The sequence below is a fragment of the Collinsella sp. AM28-11LB genome (assembly GCF_003469895.1).
Classification (GTDB): Bacteria; Actinomycetota; Coriobacteriia; order Coriobacteriales; family Coriobacteriaceae; genus Collinsella.
Window position 1 is genome coordinate 71023 of the sequence record NZ_QSKJ01000003.1, and the last position, 22364, is coordinate 93386.

20 protein-coding genes and 1 tRNA gene are annotated in these 22364 nt (G+C 60.4%); 20 read left to right on the forward strand and 1 reads right to left on the reverse strand.

Features of this window, described 5'->3' with window-relative positions:
• Positions 1-2: 2 nt before the first annotated feature.
• The gene (gene aroF, locus DW732_RS03145; RefSeq protein WP_118098717.1) at positions 3-1025 is read right to left on the reverse strand and encodes a 3-deoxy-7-phosphoheptulonate synthase; all 1023 of its coding nucleotides are present in this window, start codon (positions 1023-1025) and stop codon (positions 3-5) included.
• Between the two features lie 203 nt (positions 1026-1228).
• Here aroF and DW732_RS03150 point away from each other — a divergent pair.
• From DW732_RS03150 to DW732_RS03245, 20 genes are all read left to right on the forward strand, one after another.
• Positions 1229-1305, forward strand: a tRNA-Arg gene (locus DW732_RS03150).
• A 76-nt stretch (positions 1306-1381) separates the two neighbouring features.
• Positions 1382-4105: an HAD-IC family P-type ATPase gene (locus DW732_RS03155; protein ID WP_118098719.1), complete on the forward strand. Its 2724-nt coding sequence runs from the start codon at positions 1382-1384 to the stop codon at positions 4103-4105.
• A gap of 231 nt (positions 4106-4336) precedes the next feature.
• The gene (locus DW732_RS03160; protein ID WP_158550231.1) at positions 4337-5479 is read left to right on the forward strand and encodes a zinc ribbon domain-containing protein; all 1143 of its coding nucleotides are present in this window, start codon (positions 4337-4339) and stop codon (positions 5477-5479) included.
• 107 nt (positions 5480-5586) lie between these two features.
• Positions 5587-6129, forward strand: a complete 543-nt coding sequence (locus tag DW732_RS03165; protein ID WP_118098721.1) for a peptidylprolyl isomerase — start codon at positions 5587-5589, stop codon at positions 6127-6129.
• 11 nt (positions 6130-6140) lie between these two features.
• Positions 6141-7445 carry a tetratricopeptide repeat protein gene (locus DW732_RS03170; RefSeq protein ID WP_233539344.1) on the forward strand — a complete coding sequence of 435 codons (1305 nt, stop codon included), beginning with the start codon at positions 6141-6143 and terminating at the stop codon, positions 7443-7445.
• Between the two features lie 127 nt (positions 7446-7572).
• On the forward strand, positions 7573-8604 hold the full coding sequence (locus DW732_RS03175; protein WP_006236061.1) for a rod shape-determining protein: 1032 nt from the start codon (positions 7573-7575) through the stop codon (positions 8602-8604).
• Between the two features lie 78 nt (positions 8605-8682).
• Positions 8683-9624: a rod shape-determining protein MreC gene (gene mreC / locus DW732_RS03180; RefSeq protein ID WP_118098723.1), complete on the forward strand. Its 942-nt coding sequence runs from the start codon at positions 8683-8685 to the stop codon at positions 9622-9624.
• Between the two features lie 11 nt (positions 9625-9635).
• A complete protein-coding gene (locus tag DW732_RS03185; RefSeq protein ID WP_118098724.1) occupies positions 9636-10202 on the forward strand; it encodes a hypothetical protein in 567 nt (188 codons plus the stop codon).
• Between the two features lie 13 nt (positions 10203-10215).
• Entirely contained in the window at positions 10216-12285 is a 2070-nt protein-coding gene (gene mrdA, locus DW732_RS03190) for a penicillin-binding protein 2 (protein WP_117763032.1), read from the forward strand.
• 9 nt (positions 12286-12294) lie between these two features.
• A complete protein-coding gene (locus DW732_RS03195; protein WP_117799077.1) occupies positions 12295-13521 on the forward strand; it encodes an FtsW/RodA/SpoVE family cell cycle protein in 1227 nt (408 codons plus the stop codon).
• Between the two features lie 18 nt (positions 13522-13539).
• Positions 13540-14469 carry a YcjF family protein gene (locus DW732_RS03200; RefSeq protein ID WP_117794416.1) on the forward strand — a complete coding sequence of 310 codons (930 nt, stop codon included), beginning with the start codon at positions 13540-13542 and terminating at the stop codon, positions 14467-14469.
• A 10-nt stretch (positions 14470-14479) separates the two neighbouring features.
• On the forward strand, positions 14480-16357 hold the full coding sequence (locus DW732_RS03205; protein WP_118098726.1) for a TIGR03960 family B12-binding radical SAM protein: 1878 nt from the start codon (positions 14480-14482) through the stop codon (positions 16355-16357).
• Positions 16354-17166, forward strand: a complete 813-nt coding sequence (locus DW732_RS03210; RefSeq protein WP_117735143.1) for a TIGR03936 family radical SAM-associated protein — start codon at positions 16354-16356, stop codon at positions 17164-17166. The genes DW732_RS03205 and DW732_RS03210 overlap by 4 nt, the downstream gene beginning before the upstream one ends.
• A gap of 67 nt (positions 17167-17233) precedes the next feature.
• The gene (gene rplU / locus DW732_RS03215; protein ID WP_035138585.1) at positions 17234-17608 is read left to right on the forward strand and encodes a 50S ribosomal protein L21; all 375 of its coding nucleotides are present in this window, start codon (positions 17234-17236) and stop codon (positions 17606-17608) included.
• Positions 17609-17641: 33 nt separating this feature from the next.
• Positions 17642-17899, forward strand: coding sequence for a 50S ribosomal protein L27 (gene rpmA, locus DW732_RS03220; protein ID WP_089573443.1), 258 nt, complete (start codon positions 17642-17644; stop codon positions 17897-17899).
• Positions 17900-17984: 85 nt separating this feature from the next.
• Positions 17985-19451 (forward strand): GTPase ObgE, encoded by a 1467-nt coding sequence (gene obgE, locus DW732_RS03225; protein WP_199406634.1) that lies wholly within the window; start codon positions 17985-17987, stop codon positions 19449-19451.
• Between the two features lie 3 nt (positions 19452-19454).
• Positions 19455-20132 carry a nicotinate-nucleotide adenylyltransferase gene (gene nadD / locus DW732_RS03230; protein ID WP_117735145.1) on the forward strand — a complete coding sequence of 226 codons (678 nt, stop codon included), beginning with the start codon at positions 19455-19457 and terminating at the stop codon, positions 20130-20132.
• 87 nt (positions 20133-20219) lie between these two features.
• Positions 20220-20753: a bis(5'-nucleosyl)-tetraphosphatase (symmetrical) YqeK gene (gene yqeK / locus DW732_RS03235; RefSeq protein ID WP_199412313.1), complete on the forward strand. Its 534-nt coding sequence runs from the start codon at positions 20220-20222 to the stop codon at positions 20751-20753.
• A gap of 28 nt (positions 20754-20781) precedes the next feature.
• Positions 20782-21237, forward strand: a complete 456-nt coding sequence (gene rsfS / locus DW732_RS03240; protein ID WP_118098728.1) for a ribosome silencing factor — start codon at positions 20782-20784, stop codon at positions 21235-21237.
• Between the two features lie 225 nt (positions 21238-21462).
• Entirely contained in the window at positions 21463-22212 is a 750-nt protein-coding gene (locus tag DW732_RS03245) for a transposase (RefSeq protein ID WP_158567338.1), read from the forward strand.
• Positions 22213-22364 lie beyond the last annotated feature (152 nt).

Genomic DNA, 22364 nt, shown 5'->3' on the forward strand with positions numbered 1-22364 from the left:
GCCTACTCCATGGTCTCTTGGCAGACGACCTCGCGGATGGCTCGGATGCGGCGCATGGTGTCGTCGAACTTATCGGGGGTGAGGGCCTGGGCGCCGTCGGACCAGGCGTGGCTCGGCTCGTCGTGGACCTCGATCTCCAGGCCGTTGGCACCGCAGGCGGTCGCGGCGAGCGCCATGGGCTCAACGTAGCGGGTGTAACCGGTGGCGTGGCTGGGGTCGGCGACGACGGGCAGGTGCGACAGGTGGTGCAGCACCGGCACGGCGTTGAGGTCGAAGGTGTTGCGGGTGCGGGTCTCGAAGGTGCGGATGCCGCGCTCGCACAGGATGACGTTGTCGTTGCCCTCGCTCATGATGTACTCGGCGGCCATGAGCAGTTCATCGATCGTGCCGGACATGCCGCGCTTAAGCAAGACCGGAGTCTTGGTCTTGCCGACCTCTTTGAGTAGAGGGAAGTTCTGGGCGTTGCGGGCGCCGATCTGCATGACGTCGATCTTCTTGTCCAGGAAGACCTGCACGTCGCGTGGGTCCATGATCTCGGTAACGATCGGCATGTCGAGCTCGGCGGATGCCTCGCACAGCAGGTCCAGGCCGGCGGGGCCCATGCCCTGGTAGGCATACGGGGAGGTGCGGGGCTTGTAGGCGCCGCCTCGCAGCATCGTGGCGCCGGCGGCCTTCACGCGGCGGGCGATGCGGATGAGGTTCTCGCCCTCGACGGAGCAGGGGCCGGCGATGACCTGGAACTGGTCGCCGCCGATTTTGACGCCGTGGCCGCAGTCGATGACGGAGTCCTCGGGGTGGAACTTGCGGTTGGCGCGCTTGAACGGCTCGGAGACGCGCTGTACGCGCTCGACGACGTCCATAGACTCGAGCAGGAACGGGTCGATCTTGGTCGTATCGCCCACCAGGCCGATGATCGTCTCGTTCTCGCCGCGCGAGACATCGGTCTTCAGGCCCTTTTTCTCAATCCAGCTGACGATATGGCTGACGGCCTCGTCGCTGGCGCTCTGCTTTAAAATTGCAATCATGGTGCGCCTCTCACCTCGATGGATAACCCTTGCAAAAACGGCCCGCATCGCGAGCCGTGTATATATGGTGCATGAGAGTTTATACTATCTGACTCGCTTTTGCCTTCTAAAGTGGGCCGTTGCGCCGCGTCTTCCTCGGAATTGCAAAGCTTTTTCTTTTATTTGATAGCCCGTGGTGCACTTGGGTATAATGCCAAACGTTGGCCCTATTAGCTCAGGGGATTAGAGCGTCTGCCTCCGGAGCAGAAGGCCGTTGGTTCGAATCCAACATGGGGCACCATCGAACGTAAGACCGTCCGAACCTCGCATGGTCCGGGCGGTTTTTCTTATACCGACGCGACGTGATGGGACGTGGTATGGCAGCAACGGATATCGAGCGCGGACTCTCGACCGCCGAGGTCGAGGAGCGCATCGCCGCCGGTAAGATCAACCGCAACATGGAGCTCAAGACCAAGTCGGTCAAAGAGCTCATCATCGAGAACCTCTGCACGCTGTTCAATTTGATCAACGTGATCTTGGCGTTCCTGGTCATTTTGACCGGTTCGTTTAAGAACCTGACGTTTCTGTTCGTGGTGTTCCTCAATACCGCTATTGGCGTCATTCAGTCCATGCGTTCCAAGAAGATGGTCGATAAGCTCACACTGCTGACCTCCAAGAAGGCCATCGCGGTGCGCGACGGTGCCGAGGTGGAGCTCGACCTGGACCAGATCGTGCTCGACGACATCATCCGCCTGGGGCGCGGCGACCAGATTCCCGCTGACGCCGTGGTGGTTTCGGGCGAGGCGCTCGTCAACGAGAGCCTGCTTACGGGCGAGAGCGACCTTATTAAGAAACAGCCCGGTTCCGAGCTCATGAGCGGCAGCTTTATCGACTCGGGCCTGCTGCGCGCCCGCGTGATCCATGTTGGCGCCGACAACTACGTGGCCAAAATTAATAACGAGGCCAAGTACGTCAAAAAGGTCAATTCCGAGATCATGAACGCGCTGAACGCCATCGTGCGCTTTGCGAGCATCATCATGATCCCGCTCGGTTTGGCGTTGTTTGCCTCGAGTGTGAGCGAGCTGTGGGATGCCGCGGGAACCCCGGGCGATAGCGCGCTTTCGTGGTGCTTCTCCGAGCTGCTGGCCGGTCGTGTGCCTTCTTCGGCGCTGCTGTCCACGGTGGGCGCCCTGCTGGGCATGATTCCGCAGGGCCTGGTGCTGCTGACCTCGTCGGTGCTCGCGATCGCCACGGTGCGCCTGGCGCGTCGCAAGGTGCTGGCACAGCAGCTCTATTGCATCGAGACGCTTGCGCGCGTCGACGTTTTGTGCCTGGACAAAACGGGCACCATTACCTCGGGCCGCATGGAGGTCGAGGGCACCTACCCGCTGCCTGTTGAGGGTGTTGGCTTTGGTGCGGACTCGGGCGAGGCGGCTGTTCCCGTCGATACCACGGTGCTCGATTTTGCGCTGGCTAACGTGGCACGTGCGACTTCGGCCGATGCCAACGAGACCTGCCAGGCGCTGCTCAACTATTACGCCGATCGGCCGGTCGAGGTGTCTGAGCCGCTGTCGGTCATTCCATTCTCGTCGTCTAAAAAATGGAGTGGCGCTTCTTTTGCGCAGGGCTCCTATGTAATGGGCGCCGCGCAGTTTGTGCTTTCGGAGCGTGTGTTTTCGCAGGTCGAGAATCGTGTCGCCGAGCTTGCCGATACCTGCCGCGTGCTCGTGGTGGCGCGCGTGGACGGCTTTACGCCCGATGGCGATATGGTGGGCGAGGCAGAGCCCGTGGGCTTTGTGACCATTCGCGACGAGATCCGCACCTCGGCCGCCGAGACCATCGGGTACTTTAACGAGCAGGGCGTGACCCTCAACGTGATCAGTGGCGACGACCCGCGAACGGTGTCGTCGATCGCGCGCGTGGTGGGCGTGCCGGGGGCGGACGCTTATGTGGACGCCACGACGCTCGATACGCCGGCCAAGCTCGATGCCGCAGTGGACCGCTACCATGTCTTTGGTCGTGTGACCCCGCAGCAGAAGCGCGAGCTCGTGCAGGCGCTCAAGCGCCGCGAGCACACCGTGGCCATGACGGGCGACGGCGTTAACGACGTGCTGGCGCTCAAGGAGGCCGACTGCTCCGTCGCCATGGCGGCTGGCTCCGACGCCGCGCGTAACGTGGCCGAGATCGTACTCGTCGACAACGACTTTGCCTCGATGCCTGCCGTGGTGGCCGAGGGCCGTCGTTCCATCAACAACCTGCAGCGCTCCGCGGCGCTGTTCCTGACCAAAACGCTGTTCTCGATGGGCTTGGCGGCGCTGTGCATCGCGCTGCCGCCGTACCCCTTCGAGCCCATCCAGATGACGCTCATTAACTTCTTCTGTATTGGCGCGCCGGGCTTTGTGTTGGGCCTGGAGCCCAACAATGCTCGCGTGAAGGGGTCGTTCCTGACGAACGTGCTCAAGCGGGCACTGCCGGCGTCGATTGCGGTCATTTTGGCTGCGGCGCTCGATATCTTTGTGGCGCGCGTGTTTGGCTTTAGCCAGCTCACGCTGTCTACGATGTGCCTGCTTACGTCGTGCGCGGCGAGCGTAAGCCTGATCTGGCGCATCTCGCAGCCTCTCACGCCCTTACGTGTGGTGCTCTTTGTGTTTGTAGTCGCCGGCATCCTGGTGGGCGTTATCGGATTCCCGGAGCTGCTGTCTATTGCCAACCTGTCGATGGGCCAGATGGTTATCTTGGCTGTCATCGTGGTCTTTACCTGCTCGGTGTTCTTTAAGCTCGCCACGATGATGGATTCGCTCAAGCCGCGTCGTCGTCATGCCGCAACTGGTTTTGGCCGCGGTGTGCGCGTCCGCCTGGGTCGCGGTGGCGGCAAGGTGAGCTCGACGGGTTCGACGGCGGAGCGTTTTGCCAAGCGCGTCGCCGCCGACATGGCGCAGCGCCGCGAAGCTCGCACCGTTCGTGAGGCCGAGGCCCGCGCACTCGAGGGCGTGGCCCAGGCCCAGCCCAAGAAAAAGAAGAGTTCCGGAACCAAGCGCTCTCGCGTGACCAAGTCCGCCCAAGGCATCAAAGTCTCGATGCCCAAGAAAAAGAAGTTGTAACCGCACCTTACAGGGTAGCTAATTTGGGACGGGGCTTTTTTAGCCACCCCGGCTGATGGCCCCCAGGCTGATGGCGCGATCGATTTGGCCAATTGGCGGCCAGGGCAGCTAAAAAAGCCCCGTCCCAAATTAGCTACCCTCCGATGTTGAATTGGTGCCTTGCTCCTGTCGGGCCGTGGCGATGTTATGCTCTAACCTCGATTGTTTGAATTGCTTCGAAAAGAGGATGCCGTGATTTGCCCGCATTGCCTTAAGACTATCGAGGACGGCGCCTCGTTCTGCCCCTACTGCAACGCCTATGTGGGTCCGGGCGATGGTCCCGAGCATACCGAGTTCGTGTTCTGTGAGGGCTGCGGTGCCCGTCTTTCTCCGCATGATCGTACGTGCCCCAAATGCGGACGCCCCGCTCCGGGTATCCTCTCCGAGGACGCGGCCGCATCCGACCTGGCAGCGGGCCGCACGGCGGGCTTTCCGCGCCTAACGCAAGAGCAGATCGATACCGAGGTGCCGCATGCGCCAGCCTCTGCCGCTGCGGTGCTTTCGGACGCCGCCGACCCCAATGAGACCTGCGTGCTGCCGGCTTTCGATAAGGATTTCGGTATCCCCAAGGTCGTTATTCCCACGCCGGTTTCCCTGCACGACGATCCTCAAAAACCCAAGCGTAAGGTGCATCCCGACGAGGACGCTTATCACAAGCACAAGCGTCATATTCCCAAGCCGCTTATCGTCATCGCGGTTCTTGCCGTCGTGTGCGGTGGGGCCTATTGGTTCGTGACGGCCGATCCCATGGGTGTTATGCCTGGCTTCTATGACCAGTTTGGCCAGGCCGCGCAGACGACCTTCCCTACGCGCCAAAAGGGCGAGGCGACTGAGGACGATACCAAGCAGGACGATTCTGCCGAGGTGGTCCAGGAAGAAACCGTGCTGACCGACGATCAGCTCTATACCAGGCTCGACGGTCTGTATCAGACCATCGTGTCCTACGGTGACGAGGATCAGATCGGCGAGGTCATCGATTCCTTCAACAACGGCTATCTCCGAACGCCGCTGTCCACCCGTCAGGAGCTGTCGCAGAGTGCCTACGCCCTGCGCGACCAGATCAAAAAGACGCAAGATGAGCTCAACAACCTGAAAGTACAGGACGATACGGTCTATGCGGACGACATCGCCCACCTAAAGCAGCTTGCCGAGTGGATGTACGAGCGTGTCGACGTGATCTGCCAGAGCTGGGACATTTCGCTGGCCATTCCCGATGGCGAGTCGATGAGCTCCCACCAAAGCGAGATCCTGGCGCCCATCGCGCAGGGCGGCAACAGCGCGCTGAACCAGTACGACGCCAACGTGGGCTCCTGGAAGCCGCAGCAGCGTTCCTAAAATTAGTTCGCCATAGTCGGCATAACCTACGTGCGCAATTGATGTAAGCCCGTGCTTATTGCTACAATTCGTACAAATATGCTTTAAACGCACGAGGAAGGAACCACATGTTTGGTTTTAAGAAAGAGCTCTACACGCCCGAGTATCAGCTTGCCGGCGACGAGTGCGCCGTAATCGAGACGTCGAAGGGTACCATCAAGGTCAAGTTTGACGGCGAGGGCGCTCCCATTCATGTCGCGAACTTCTGCGAGCTTTCCACGATGGGCTTCTATGATGGCCTTAAGTTCCATCGCTATGTTCCCGGTTTTGTCATCCAGGGCGGCGACCCCAATACCCGCGACATGTCCGGCGCCGACGTCGCTGCCGGCCTTGAGGGCCCCGACGGCATGCCCGGTACCGGTGGCCCCGGCTACTGCATCAAGGGCGAGTTTGCCACCAATCCGCGCAACAGCCATGTCGATGGTGCCCTTGCCATGGCGCGCTCCATGGATCCCGATTCCGCGGGTTCGCAGTTCTACTTCTGCCTGGGTGCCCAGCATAACCTCGATTCCGGTTACACCGTCTTTGGTGCCACGGTCGAGGGTCTCGACGTGATTTCGCAGCTGCGTGCCGGCGACGAGATCGTCCATGTCGAGATCGTTCACGAGTAAAGGGGACTTCCTTGAATAGCCAGCTGATCCAACAGGGCCGCGCCGCTTACCGCGCGGGTGATTTTTCCGCTGCAGCCCAGATGCTTGGGGCGGCAAAGACTCCCGATGAGATTATGGGCGAGGCCGATCACCTTCGTGGCAACGCCCTGATGCACCTGGGCATGTATGCCGAGGCCGCCGAGGCCTATGCCGCCGCCCTCAACGACGGCACCTACGGCAAGCGCGGTGCGCTGCTCACCAACCGCGGCAAGGCGCTCGCCGCCGTGGGCGACTACACGACGGCCGCTCAGGCGTTCTCTGCCGCTACGCAGGATGCTTCCTATGCCACGCCGTTCAAGGCCTATCTGGGCCTGGGCAATGCGCTGTTCCAGTCGGGCGACTATGCCAACGCGGGTACTGCCTTCCGTCAGGCCGCCATCGACGGCGCCAATCCGGCTCCTGCCGCCGCACTCGGCGAGCTCGGTCGTTGCTTCATTAAACTCGACCGTCCGGCGGATGCCGTGGAGACCTACCGCACGGCTATCGACTTTGCCGGCCCTCGCGACGACACACGTGCGCTCAACGCCGGCATGGGTCAGGCGCTTTCTGCCGCCGGCCGTCCCTCCGACGCACTCGACGCCTTTAACGCCGCTACTGCCGATGGCATCTACCAGCTCACCTCCGAGCAGGCCGACGAGCTTGCCCGCGTGCACGATTCGCTTGCCGCGCTGTCTGCCCAGACGGCTATGGCCACGGCTCCGGCGCCCGCGATGGACGCTCCTGCCGTCGATCCGCTCGATCCTACGGGCGCGACCGGTCAGTTTATGCCCGATCCCTCGGACACCGGCTTCTTTACGCTGTCCGAGTCCGAGATGGTCCAGCAGGACCGTCAGGATCGTAAGCAGGCCAAGGTCCGTCGTCGCCATCGCCACACGGGTCTCAAAGTCTTCATCGTGCTGCTTCTGCTCATTTTGATCGCCGCGGGCGGTCTGGGCTTTGCCTACACGCGCGGCTTTGGCTTCCCGTCTCAGGAGTCGGTCGTTACCGATCTGTTCCAGGCTGCCGGCGACGGTGACACCGCAAAGGCCGAGTCTTGCCTGGCCTCGGGCCTGTCCGAGGACGCCAAGTCGATGATCATCTCCTCGATTCCGCAGGGTGCCACCGTGTCCGTCGAGGGCATGGATCAGTCCATGACCGAGACGACCGCCAAGGTGAAGGCATCGCTGTCCAAGGGAGGCGAGCAGGAGTACACCGTTAAATTCGTGCGCTCCGACAACCATATCGGCTGGGCCGTTTCCTCGCTCGATATGGATTTCTCGGCTGCTGACAACCAGTAGTGACCTTATGGGATTTAGCTTTGCCCGGCGCTTCACCGCAAGTGAGGTGCCGGGCTTGCGCTAGTATGATGAGCTAGTAGTTTTCCAGCAATCATCCAACACATCAGGAGTTGCGTTGTTTTCTTTGATGGATATGTTCTTCGGTAGCTATGCGGGCGATCTTGCCATCGACCTCGGTACCGCAAATACGCTTGTCTCCGTGCGCGGCAAGGGCATCGTCATTCGCGAGCCCTCTGTTGTCGCCATCGACAAGAACGACGAGCGCATCCTGGCGGTCGGTATCGAGGCAAAGCGCATGCTCGGCCGTACGCCCGGCAACATCGTGGCCGTTCGTCCCCTGAAGGACGGCGTCATCGCCGACTTCGATGTTACCGAAGCCATGCTTCGCTACTTTATCGACAAGGCTTCCGAGAAGCGCTATCCGTGGACCCCGCGTCCGCGCGTTGTCGTCTGCGTTCCCTCCGGTGTCACGTCGGTCGAGAAGCGTGCTGTCTTTGAGGCCACGATCCAGGCCGGTGCTCGCCAGGCCTACCTGATCGAGGAGCCCATGGCTGCCGCTATCGGCGCCGACCTGCCCGTCGAGGAGCCCACCGGCTCCATGGTCATCGACATCGGTGGCGGTACCACCGAGGTCGCCGTTATCGCTATGGGCGGCATCGTCGTCTCGCAGTCCATCCGTATTGCCGGCGACGAGTTCGATCAGGCCATCCTCACGCACGTTCGTGATGCCTACAACCTTGCCATCGGCGAGCGTACGGCCGAGGACATCAAGATCAAGGTCGGCTCCGCCGTGCCGCTCAAGGACGAGCTCGATGTCGAGGTCAACGGCCGCGACGTGATCACCGGTCTGCCCAAGACCGTGCGCATCGAGAGCGAGGAGATTCGTCGCGCACTCAACAAGCCACTCGACGAGATGGCCAAGGCCGTCAAGGACGCACTCGACGCTACGCCGCCCGATCTTGCCTCGGACCTTATGTACTACGGCATTTTGCTGACTGGTGGCGGCGCGCTGCTGCGCGGTCTCGACGTGCGCCTGCGCGATGAGACCGGTGTTTCGGTCAACGTCAGCCCCACGGCGCTCGATAACGTCGTTAACGGCTGTGCCCGCGTGCTCGAGGCCAATGCGTTTGATGGCGGCTTCGTCCAGACCAATGCTTAATTTCCAAAAGGTGGATTCCATTTGGCACGATCTTCGGGTTTCTCCACAAATCTGAATACCAAGCGACAATCAACGGGTATGCGCCCGTTGATTGTTTTCAGCCTGATTTCGGTGTTGCTGCTCACGTTTTACATCCGCGAGGGCGAGGCAGGACCGATTCATGCCGTGCGTTCGGGCGTAACGACGATTACCTCGCCGGTGCGCTTTGTGGGTTCGGCTGTGGCGGCTCCCTTCAATGCGATCGGCAACGTGTTCTCTAACCTTACGGCGTCGCAGGACACGCTCGACGAGCTCAAGAAGCAAAACGAGGAGCTGACCTCTAAGGTTGCCGAGCTCTCCGAGGCTCAAAAGACTGCTGAGCGTCTGGAAGGGCTGGTCGGCCTGCAGTCGACCTATAACCTCAAATCGACCGCTGCTCGTATTGTCGGTGCCTCCGGCGATGCCTGGACTTCGACCGTTACCATCGACAAGGGCTCTGCCGACGGCCTTACCATCAACATGCCCGTGACGAGTTCTGCCGGTGTTATCGGCCAGATTATCGAGGTATCGGCCAAGACCTCTACCGTGCGCCTGATTGGCGACGAGAACTCGGGTGTGTCCGCCATGGTGCAGGACACGCGCGCCCAGGGCATGCTGCAGGGTCAGGCTGACGGCACGCTGCGTCTTGAGTACGTGAGCGTCGACTCCGATGTTAAGGTTGGCGACATCATCGTGACCTCGGGCATCGGTGGCGTGTTCCCCAAGGGTCTACCGCTTGGCACCGTCTCGTCGGTTGAGAAATCGGCAAACGATGTGTACTACACCATTGTGGTGCGCGCTCAGACCACGGCCGAGAACAACGAGGAAGTGCTGGTCATCACCTCGCTGACCGACGAACAGTCGGCCTCGGATGAGGATGTGAGCACGGCCAACAGCACGCCGCAGGGAACGTCGCGCGATGCTGCGACCAAGACGAAGGACGAGAGCTCGGATGACAGTTCCGACACGTCCGAGACGGCCGATTCCGGCTCGAGCGAATAGGGGGCATGTCCATGGATCTACACGAGCAGGGGATGAGCTCCCGCACGTTTGTGATCGCCGCCATTGTGTGCGTGCTGCTGCAGGCAGGCCTGGCACCGCAGATCTCCATTGCGGGCGGTCGCGTCAACTTCATGATTATCCTGGTGTGCCTAAGCGTGTTCTCGGGCGACCCGACCCGTGCCGTCGTGTGCGGTTTTTGCAGCGGATTGTTTTATGACCTGTCCGCTGCCGTGCCGGTGGGCGTTATGTCGCTCCTGCTGACCGTGGGTTCTTTTGCCCTGGTGCACAGCGCCGTCGGTCAGACGGGCGGTACCCCGAGTGCGCGCGGCGTCACTGTGGGCGCCTTTGCGCTCGTCATTAATGTGATCTACAGCATCATCTTGCTGTTTATGGGTTTGGAGACGAGCTTTGTCGTGGCGATCTTCGGCCATGCGCTGCCGTCCTCGATCCTGACGGGTCTGGTTGCCATTCCGTTTTTGATGTCCGGCGTCGTGCCGCAGTCCGGCTATGGATTCTCCGCACGTGGCGGACGCCAGGCGGGTATGCGCTTTAAGCCCAAGACCCGCAAGCTCAAATAGGGAGGGCCCGTAGATGTCTTCCCAGTTGACGGTTATTATCGCCGGTATCGTGCTGGTTGTGGCCATCGTGGTCGCGCTGGTCATCATGCGTCGCGGCGATTCCCGTTTTACCTACGATACGCAGCATGGAACGGCCCCGCGCGCCACCGAGGGCGAGGGCAATACCGCGGCGACCGCCTTTAAGGGCCGTTTTTCCATCCTCACCGCGGGTGTGGGCGCGATGTTTGCGGCGCTTGCCGTCAAGCTGTGGGGCATGCAGATGGTCTCGTCGGACTATTACGAGAAGCAGGCTAATAGCAATCAGACTCGCACCGTTACCACACCCGCTGTGCGCGGCCGCATTCTCGACCGCAATGGCGTGGCGCTTGTCCAGAACCGTCCCTCACTTGCTGTCGTGGCCTACCGCGATCTTGCCGAGGATGAGGTTCTGGTTCGCCATCTTGCCAACGTGCTCGGTATGCCCTACGTGGCGGTTCTGCGCAATATCCAGGACAATTCCGAGGGCGCCCAGAGCCTGCATACCATCGCGACGGATGTCCGTCGCTCCACGGTTGCCTATATTCAGGAGCATGCCGGCGAGTTCCCGGGCGTCAAGATTGCCGAGCGTACCGAGCGCCAGTACCCGTACGGCGAGACGGCCTGTCACATTTTGGGCTATACCGGCACCATTACCTCAGAGCAGCTCGAGGCCCAGAATAAGAAAACCTCTGGCGTTGATGATGCTTCTGCTGGCCGGATTACGTACCAGTCGGGCGATATCGTGGGCCAAGCGGGCGTTGAGAGCTACTACGAAAACCTGCTGCAGGGTATTCGTGGCGAGCAGACCGTCAAGGTCGATGCCTCGGGCAATGTGACCGGTCAGGCCGGCGCCGTGCCCGCGAAGGCCGGCTCCGACATTAAGCTCACGCTCGACCTTAAGATCCAACAGGCCTGTGAGACGGCGCTGGCGAGCGCTATCGAGCTTGCCAAGACCACTGGCTACAGCAATGCCGGCAACGGCGCCGTGGTGTGTCTCGATCCCAACAATGGCGAGATCCTGGGCATGGCCAGCGAGCCCAAGTTCGATCCCTCCGTCTTTATCGGCGGCGTCTCAAATGACGTGTGGACCGAGCTCAATGATGACGAGGGTTCACACCCGCTGCTCAACCGCGCCATTAGCGGACAGTACATGTCGGCCTCGACCATCAAGCCACTCTCGGCACTGGCCGGTCTTGAGTTTGGAACCTACACCTCAACGCAGACAACCAACTGCACGGGCTATTGGACGGGCCTGGGTAAGGCTTGGGGCAAGCGCTGCTGGCTGCATTCCGGCCACGGCACCATGACGCTGCAGTCGGGTATCGCCAACTCGTGCGACCCCGTCTTCTACGACATGGGCAAGGCGTTCTTCTATGACGAGCAACATCCCGAGGGCCTGCAGGAGGTCTTTCGTCGCTGGGGCCTAGGCAAGACCTGTGGTATCGATCTGCCGAGTGAGGGCGCGGGCCGTATTCCCGATGCCGAGTGGAAAGAGTCGTACTTCACCGATGCCTCTGCCGAGGATCGTAAGTGGAATGCCGGCGATATGACCAACATTGCCATCGGCCAGGGCGACATCCTGGTGACGCCCCTGCAGATGGCGTGCGCCTATATGGGTCTTGCCAACGGCGGCAAACAGTACGTGCCTCACGTGTTTTTGTCTGCCGTGTCGCGCGATGGCGACGGCGATGCCTATAAGTACAACGGCAAGGGCAAGAAGAAGCGCCTGGAGGCCAAGATCAACAGCGATTCGGATTTGGCTCTTGTTCGCAACGGCATGCACGACGTGATTTACACGGCATCGACGTCCCTGGCGGCTCACTTTGGCACCCTGACGCCGCAGGTATACGGCAAGTCGGGCACGGGCGAGAAAAGCGGCGAGGACGAATACGCGTGGTTCTGCGCCTATGCACCGGCCGATGATCCCAAGTATGTCATCGCTACTGTCCTGGAGCAGGGCGGCGGTGGCTCAGATACCGCGATGCATGTCGTGCGCGACGTGCTCGGCGTGATTTATGACGAGCCCGATACCTCTTCGGCCTCGGGCGATTCTTCGGTTCGATAGGAGGTTGCGATGGATTTTTCTCCGGCGGATCTGTTCCGTTCAACCAAGACCGGCTCTCGCAGCAGCCTGGACCGCGTCAACAAGCAACTTTCGGCCTCGCGCGGCACGTTTCGCCAAAAGGTGCATATCGGTGTGCTCGTGGCTACTGTGGCGCTTGTCGCCTACGGTGCCATCATTATCTGGTCGGCTTCGCAGTTTAAGGCCGATGCCTCGTTCTCACGCCATCTGCTGGGAATTGGCATCGGTGCGGTGCTGGCGGTGCTGGTCTGGCGTATCGACCTGCGCGGTATTTCCAATTTCTCGACGGCGTTGCTCGTCATCGACCTGATCGTGATCTTTTCGCCCAAGATTCCGGGTCTGTCCTATACGGGCGGTCTGGGCATGACGGGCTGGATCAAGATTCCCGGTATCGGCTTGACATTCCAGCCGGTTGAGCTTGCCAAGCTCATCACCATCTTCTTTATTGCTACGCTTGGCTCGCAGTATAACGGTCGTATCGATACCGCTCGCGACTACGTCAAGCTCTGCGGCATGCTGTCCATTCCGTTTTTGGCCGTCGTTGCCATGGGCGACCTGGGCTCGGGCCTAGTCGTGCTGGTTTCGGGCGCCATCGTCATTTGTATGAGCGGTGCGCGCCGCGAATGGGTGCTGTCGACCCTAGCCCTGCTCGTGGGCCTGGTGGCCCTCGTCTTGGCGCTCGATTCGGTCTTTGATTCGTTGCTCGGCCACGATGTGCTCATCAAGCAGTATCAGATGAACCGTCTGACGGTCTTTATCGACCCCGATAATGCCGATTCGGACGATGCCTACAACCTGCAGCAGTCGCTTATCGCCGTTGGCTCGGGCGGCTTCTTTGGTAAGGGCTTGGGCCATGCGACGCAGTCGGCCGGCGGCTTTCTGCCTGAGTTCCACACCGACTTCGTCTTCGCCTTCCTGTCCGAGACCTTTGGCTTTTGCGGTTCCTTTTTGCTCCTGTGCCTCTACGTGCTGTTGATCTTTTCGACGATTCGCGTCGCCTTTAAGTGTGAGTCGCTGTTTTTGCGTCTTTCGTGTGTGGGCATCGTTGGCATGTGGGCGTTCCAGACCTTCGAAAACATCGGCATGTGCATCGGCATGATGCCGATTACCGGTATTCCGCTACCGTTTATTAGCTTTGGTTCGTCTTCGATGATGATTCAGCTGCTGACGGTGGGTATCGTACAATCCATATGGCGGCATCGTTCGGGCGCCGCGTAACCGCTGGAGGGGTTTGCTATGAAAATTCCCGTAGATAAGCTGACCCGCGCTTTTAAGATGGGCGCGTCCGTTAAGAAGGATTCCGATACGCCGGTGCGCGTCTCGGTCTATCTGGATTCGTCCGCCTCGCGCTTTCTGGCCGAGACGGTGCGTGACGCCTTTGTGCCGCAGACGACCTCGGGCATTGTGCGCGTCGAGCGTCTGGGGGAGGAGCGAATTGCTCCAAAGACCGATACTGATGTGGCACTGGTGCTCTCGTGTGGTTCTGACCGCTTGGAGAGTGCCGTGCAGGAGCTCGTGATCGCCGGCGCGCCCGTATGCGTGCTTGCCGAGTCTGCTGTGGAGGCGCCGTTTATCGAGGAGTCCACGCCCATGCTCGGCGTGGTAGCGGCAACCGATAAGACGTATCTGCTCGAGACGCTTGCCCGCTGGATTCTCGATCGCACCGACAAGGAAACGGCTTTTGCGGCGAACTTTGCCTTCATGCGCATCGCGGCGGCCAATCGTATTATCACCTCGTGCGCGCTTACCAATATGGCGACCGGTGCGTTGGTGTTTTTGCCGGGCGCCGATTATCCCGTTATGGCGCTGGCGCAGGTGGGTATGCTCTTTGAGCTCGCTGCCGTCTTTGGGCGCGGCATTAAGCCCGAGCGCGGCTACGAGGTCGCGGGCGTGCTTGCCGGCGGTCTTGTGATCCGCGCGGTCACCCGCGTGCTCGTCAAGCAGACGCCGCATATTGGGTTTGCCGTCAAGGCGCTCACTGCTGCCGCGGGCACCTATGGCATGGGCCGTGCGCTCGTTTCGCTCTACGAGCGCGATGTCGACTACAGCCGTGCCAACGAGGTGGTCACTGCCACGTTCTCCCGCGTTCGCGATCTGGTGACCACGGTCGCGGGCGCTACCCGTCCTATGGCGTCCTACCAGGACGCATCCGATCTCGCTGCTTAGGGGTTTTCCGTTGCGCGTTGCATACCAAGATTGTTTTCATTTAATTGAGCCGCTGCTCGCCAAGGTCGAGAAACCGAGCCGCTATATCGATCACGAGTGGGGCACGCTTTCCAAGGCCGATGCCGATTACCGTTGTTGCCTGATCTATCCGGACGTATACGAGGTCGGTCTGCCCAACCAAGGTATCGCCATCCTCTACAACATTCTTAACCAGGCCGAGGGCATCTCCTGCGAGCGCGGCTATGTGCCGTGGCCCGATATGGGTGACGCCATGCGCGAGGCGGGTATTCCGCTGCTGTCGCTCGAAGGTGCTGCCCCCGTCGCTTCGTTTGATATCGTCGGCCTGCATGTGCCGCATGAGATGGCGGTGACGAACTTCCTCGAGGCTCTCGACCTCGCTGGCATTCCGCTGTTGGCGGCCGACCGCACCGAGGACGACCCCATTGTCATCGCCGGTGGTCCTTCGGTGTACAACCCCGAGCCGTACGCGGCCTTCTTCGATGCTATCCTCATTGGCGAGGGCGAGGAATCGCTGCTCGAGACCTGCCAGCTGCATCGACGCCTGCGTGACGAAGGGGTCCCGCGCGCGCAGATTGTTGAGCAGCTTGCATCCATTGCCGGCAACTACGTGCCGTCGCTCTATGAGATTCGTCACGACGAGCCCTGCTCGCCGCATGGCTACACCGTGCCGCGTGAGGGCAAGGATGCGCCGACCGTTGTCTACAAGCGCGTCGTCGAGGACTTTGGTGCCACCAATCCGCTGTCGCAGTCGTGCGTACCCTATGCGCAGCTGGTCCACGACCGCCTGTCTATCGAGATCCTGCGCGGCTGCGCCCGCGGGTGTCGTTTTTGCCAGGCCGGCATGACGTATCGCCCGGTGCGCGAGCGCTCGGCCGACCAGATCGTCTCGTCGGTGATTCAGGGTCTGGAAAAGACCGGCTATGACGAGGTGTCGCTGACCTCGCTCTCCACGACTGACCACTCCTGCATCCGCGACGTGCTCGGCAGGCTCAACCGTCGCCTGGAGGATACGGGTATTCGCGTGTCCATTCCGTCGCAGCGCCTGGATTCGTTTGGCGTGGATATGGCCGAGTCGGTCGCCGGCGAAAAGAAGGGAGGCCTGACGTTCGCGCCCGAGGCCGGCAGTCAGCGCATGCGCGACATCATTAACAAGAACGTGACCGAGGAGGACCTGGACCGTGCGGCCAAGGCGGCCTTCGAGGCCGGCTGGAACCGCATGAAGCTCTACTTTATGATGGGCCTTCCCGGCGAGCGCGACGAGGACATCGTGGCCATCGCCAATCTGGCCGATCACGTGCTGGAGCTCGGTCGTTCCGTGGTGCCCAAGGCTCGTCGCGGCTCGATTTCGGTATCCATCTCGGTTTCGGTCTTTATCCCCAAGGCTGCCACGCCGTTCCAGTGGTGCCCGCAGCTCGATTACGACGACGTCAAGCGTCGCCAGAAGCTGCTTATCACGAGCGTTCGCAACCGTGCCGTCCGCGTGCATTACCACGATGCCGAGACCTCGCTCATCGAGGCCGCGCTGTCCCGCGCCGGTCGTGACATGACGCCCGTCATCATCGATGCTTGGCGTGCGGGCTCTCGCTTTGACGCCTGGGTAGAGCATTTCTCGCTCGATAACTGGAAGGGGGCTGCTGCCAAAAACGGCATCGACCTCAATGAGCTCGTGCACCTGCCCTACGAGTTGGACTGGCGCCTGCCGTGGGAGCACGTGAGCCCCGGTTGCACGCGCGGCTTCCTCGAGCGCGAGTACCGACGCTCGCTCGAGGGTGTCACGACTCCCGACTGCACCCGCACGTCGTGCACCGGCTGCGGAATCTGCCCCACGCTCCACGCCAAGAATGTATTGATGGGTGATCGCGCATGAGTGAGCGCCTGACCGACAACCCCACGCTCTTTAGACTTCGTGTTCGCTATGGCAAGCGCGATCGCCTTAAGTACCTGGGCCATCTCGAAGTAATCCATACCATTGAGCGCATCGTGCGCCGTGCGGGACTTCCCTATGCCGTCACGCAGGGCTTCTCTCCGCACATGCGCGTGGGCTTCTCTTCGGCGCTACCGGTGGGTACGTCGTCGACCTGCGAGTGGTATGACCTGTTTATGACCGAGTTCGTGGCGCTCGACGAGGCGTTTGGGCGCCTGGCTGCGGCGTCTCCGGCCGATCTGGCACCCATCGAGGCGGCGTACATCGACGTGCGCACGCCGGCGTTGACGGCGCAGCTCACGCGCCTGTCGTATCGCATTGACCTGCACTTGGATCCCGAGGCGCCCGTAAGCGCCGACGAGGTGCGTCGCGCGATCGACGCACTGCGCGCGGACCATGGCATCGACTACGCGCGCGGCAAAAAAAGCAAGCGCTTGGATTTGGATCACACGCTCGTGGGCTATGAGCTCACGGCGGGGGATCGCCCGGACCATTTGGTACTCATGCTCGACACCCATGCCGACAACGAGGGCTCCATGCGTCCGGAAATTTTGCTTTCCGCTGCTGATGTTTTGTTGCAGGGCTTGACCCCGGGCGTGGATGCACCTATTGTTTCCACCGGTATGCAAGACCTCGTGACCATCTGCTCCTACGATGTCGAGCGTCAGAATCAAGCATGCGAGGACGACGAGGGCCGACTCGTCAGCCCCATACCTGTGCGAACTTGTGGATTTGCTCCACATACTCGTTGACGGGGGTATTATCGCCTGCTACTATATTCGGCTGTTGCACTAACTGATGCATGAAGGGCAAGTAAACATGTACGCAATCGTTAACACGGGCGGCAAGCAGTACAAGGTCGCCACCGACGATGTCATCACCGTCGAGAAGATCGAGGGCAATGAGGGCGACAAGGTCACCCTGCCGGTCATCTTCCTCAACGATGGTAAGAAGATCGTCACCGATCCCGACAAGCTGGCCAAGGCCAAGGTTACCGCTCAGATCGTTGAGCAGTTCAAGGGCGAGAAGCAGCTGGTCTTCAAGTTCCACAAGCGTAAGCGCTATCGTCGTCTGAAGGGTCATCGTCAGCAGCTCACCAAGCTGAAGATCGTGAAGGTCCAGGCTACGTCCCGCGCCAAGAAGGCTGTCAAGGCAGAGGCCGAGGCTGTTGCCGAGGCTCCCGTCGCCGAGTAGATTACACTCGTAACGAAAGAGTAGGTATACACAATGGCACACAAAAAAGGACTCGGTTCCTCCCGTAATGGCCGTGACTCCCGCGGTCAGCGCCTTGGCACGAAGCGCTTCGCCGGCCAGACGGTAACCACGGGCACGATTCTCGTCCGTCAGCACGGCACGCACATCCACCCGGGTGAGAACGTTGGCCGTGGCAAGGACGACACGCTGTTCGCGCTGGTCGACGGTACCGTTGAGTTCCACAAGGGTATCAAGCACAGGGTCAGCGTACGCCCGCTCGCGAACGCGTAATTCACCCTTCATAGAGCACATATGTGGGAGGCACTTGAGTTTTAGGATTCAAGGGTCTCCCTCTTTTTTGTAGGAGGCGATTCTGTTGTCACAGTTCACCGATATCAGCCGCATTAACGTTTGCGGCGGCGACGGCGGAGCCGGATGCATGTCGTTTAGGCGCGAGGCATTTGTTCCCAAGGGCGGCCCCGATGGCGGCGACGGCGGTCGTGGCGGCAATGTCGTCATCCAGGCCGATGCTCAGCTGTCTTCGCTGATCGATTACCGTTTTAAGCATCACTTCCGCGCCGAGCGCGGCACGCACGGCCAGGGCGCTCGTCGCAATGGCAAGAGCGGCGAGGACCTGATTCTTAAAGTCCCTATGGGTACCGTGGTGCGCGAGCTCGACCCCGAGACGCAGACCCCGATGTTCGAGATTGCCGACCTGGTGCACGATGGCGAGCGCGTCGTCGTGGCGCCCGGCGGTGCCGGTGGCCTGGGCAATACCCACTTTGTGACGTCGGTGCGCCGCGCGCCCGCGTTCGCTCAGCTGGGCGAACCGGCCGAGGAGCACTGGATTGAGCTCGAGATGAAGCTTATGGCCGATGCCGCGCTCGTGGGCTTTCCCTCGGTGGGTAAGTCTTCGCTCATTGCGCGCATGAGTGCCGCCCGTCCCAAGATCGCTGACTACCCGTTTACCACGCTCGTGCCAAACCTCGGCATGGTGCGTGCCGGCGAATATTCTTACGTCGTTGCCGACGTCCCCGGCCTTATTGAGGGCGCGAGCGAGGGCAAGGGGCTGGGCCATCAGTTCCTGCGCCACATTGAGCGCACGGCTTTGATCATGCACGTCGTCGACATGACGGGCGGGTTTGAGGATCGCGATCCGGTCGAGGATTATCGCATTATTAACCGCGAGCTCGAGCAGTATGGCGCCGAGCTTTCGGAGCGTCCGCAGATCGTTGTCGCCAACAAGTGCGATGCGCCGGGCACGGCCGACAAGATTGCCGACCTTAAGCGTGCGGCGCTCGACGATGGCCATATGTTCTTTGCCGTGTCCGCCGTGACTGGCGCCGGCCTCAACACGCTGATGCTTGCCGTGGGCGAGCAGGTGGCTAAGCTTCGCGCCGAGCTGGCGGTCTCTGATGAGCCGGTCGTTCTGCGCGACGATGAGTGGGAGCGCCGCCGCCTGCAGCGTGAGAAGCGGTTCCGCATTGTCCAGGAAGAGCCCGGTGCGTTCCGTGTGGTTGGTCGCGCGATTGAGCGCATGGTCATCCAGACCGACTGGGAAAACGAGGAAGCCATCATCTACCTGCAGCATAAGTTTGCGCGCATGGGTGTCGACGATGCGCTCGAGAAGGCCGGCTGCCGTGCGGGCGACGAGGTCCGCATTTGCCAGCGCGCCTTTGACTTTGAGGGCGCCGAGGACTTCTCGGAGTACGAGGAGCTCGAGGATGCTGGCGAGGACGTTGCCGTTGAGGCCATTGACGTGGCCGATGCTGCGGATGAGGGCGTCGAGGTTGTCGATGTGGCGGATGCCGCGGACGATGTCGAGACTCCGGAGGGCGAGTAAGCCATGTCGCTGCGCGGTGGAATCGGTCTGCCCGAGCTTCCTCTAGAGGTTGGGCAGGAGTTTAGGCTTGGCATTATGGGTGGCACCTTTGATCCCATCCATTACGGACACCTGGTGACCGCTGAGCAGGCGCGCGAGTCCCTCGACTTGGATGCCGTGCTCTTTATGCCGGCGGGCACGCCTGCCTTTAAGCTTGACAAGCCGGTGACGCCTGCCGAGGACCGTTATGCCATGACGGTTCTCGCCACCGCCGCGAACCCGGCCTTTTTGGCGAGCCGGTTCGAGATCGACCGTCCGGGCGTAACCTATACGGCCGATACGCTTCATGCCCTTCGCGACTTTTACCCGCCGCAGGTAAAGCTCTACTTTATTACGGGCGCCGACGCAATTATCGATATTGTGACCTGGCATGATGCCGAACGAATCGCTGAGCTTGCTACCTTTATTGCGGCGACGCGACCGGGCTTTGATATCGATACGGCGCGTGCCCGAATCAAAGAGTCGGGTCTGCCGTTCGACGTGCGCTATATCCAGATTCCGGCGCTGGCGATCAGCTCGACCAACATTCGTAAGCGAGTTGCCCGCGGTATGAGTGTGCGCTATCTTACGAGCGAGTCCGTGCTCGGCTATATTCGTAAACGCGGGCTGTATGCCGATCTGGGTCAAAAAGATTTTGAGTGATGGGGGTCTACGTTGCCGGTAGAGGATCAGTTTGAGGGCGATGAGCGCGCGCTGCTGGCGCGTATTCATGGGCTGCTCGATGTTCGCATGAAGGATAAGCGCAAGCGCTATGTCCATTCGCTTGGTGTTGCCGAGACTGCATTGCACCTAGCCGAGGTGTACGGTGTCGACCGCTTTGATGCCGCCGCCGCCGGCCTGATCCATGACTGGGACAAGGTGCTCTCCGACGACGAGCTGGTCACGCGCGCTCTGCATTATGGCATTAAGATTGCCGGCTCTCCTTCCGCTGCGACGCCGCTTTTGCATGGCCCTGTTGCCGCCTGTGAGCTTCCGCAGCTTTTTCCCGAGCTGTCGCCGGCGGTCTTTCAGGCTGTCGACCGTCACACCGTGGGCGCTTGCGACATGATGCCGCTCGATATGGTGGTCTTTGTTGCCGATGCCATCGAACCCAACCGCCACGGCGATTATGCCCATGCGCTGCGCAAGATGGTGGGGAAGTCCTCGCTCGACGAGTTGTTCTTCTCCTGTTTTGCGCAGGGTCTGGTCTATGTGATTCAGACCGGGCGTTATCTTTATCCCACGGCTATTACGATTTACAACCATTACGCCCAGCTGCGCTAGCTCGGGTGCGTCTAGAAAGAGGTATTCCATGGCCGACGAGACCATGACCGACGAGCAGATTCTTGAGGGTGTGGAGCACAAGAGCTTCGCCGCCACGTCCGACCGCACCGCCGCCTCGCTGTCCGCGAGCGGTGTCGCCGCCGAGGATGTCGCCCGCGCCGCCGCGCAGGCCGCCTACGACAAGAAGGGCGAGGACGTGCAGGTGCTCGACCTGACCGAGCTTTCCGATGTGTGCGACTACTTTGTGCTCGCCACCGGTACCAACAACCGCCAAGTCGATTCGATCGTCGACGAGATCGAGGAGAAGGTCGCCGAGGCTTGCGGCGAGCATCCGTTCTCCATCGAGGGCCGTGAGCAGAAGACCTGGATGCTCATGGACTACGGTTCGGTTGTCGTCCACGTCTTCACTCCCGAATCCCGCGACTTCTACCGCCTAGAAAAGCTCTGGGGCGACGCCCCCCAGCTCCCCCTCAACCTCCTCTAGTAGCTCATTTGAGACGGGGTTTAGCTACCCTCACGCATATCGCCGGTCAGTTGCGGTTTTCCGCACCTGCCCGGCTTTCTTTTTGCCCAAAGTAGCTAATTTGGGACGGGGCTTTTTTAGCTACTACCTACCGTTCGCCGATAGAAGCGAGTTGCAGTTCATTGCGTGATATTTAGCTTTCCGACTCGGGTAACGTATTTGTTATCTGTAGAGGAGGAGATGCGTATGACTCGGACCGCGCGGGAAATCTCTGTTTACGGCTATTACCATGTCGTCCAAAAGGGCTGTGGTGATCAGCTGATATTTGAGGATACTGACGATCGACTCTATCTGATTCGACTGATAGCTTCGAAATGCCAGAAGTTCAAAGTGGATGTCATCGCATGGTGCCTTATGGATAACCACATTCACTTGTTGCTAGATGACGGGTATGCTCACCTGAGCGATTGCATGCATTCGATTACGACGGCGTATGCCATGTATTTCAATTCTAAGACAGGCAGGAGAGGTCCTGTTTTCCAGGATCGATTTAAGAGTGTGCCGATTCTCGATGATGATCAGCTGCTCAACTGCGTTCGTTACATTCACGATAACCCTGCGAAAGCCAGAATTGGCACTGCTTCGCTCTATCGCTGGAGCAGCTTTAGCGAGTATATGGGCTATCCGGGTATTTGTAAGACTGATTGCGTGCTCGGGTTGCTCGGGAATTCCCAGAGGTTTTTTGCATTTAGCACCTCGGGCGAGCCCAATGGCTATTGCTTCCGTTATGGCACTCATGTGAGTGATACTGACGCGCTTGAGTTTGCGCAGGCGTTGCTCAAACCATACGAGCCTCACCATCTCAAAGCTCTGCCCAAGGGCGTGCGTGATGACTGTATCCGTAAGCTCAAAAGCGAGGGCTTTTCGATCAAGCAGATCGTACGCCTCACGGGTATCGGCCATTGCACGATTCAAAAAGTCAAAGTTGAAAAGTAGCTCATTTCAGGCGGGATAATTATGCTGCGGCCGCCAAACCTGGCATCCGGGGTAGTCAATTTGGGACGGGCTATTTTAGCTACCCTTTGGCTGACGGTGAATGATTGTGGGCCGGGATGAAGCTCAACCGATATATAGGGGTAGCTAAAATA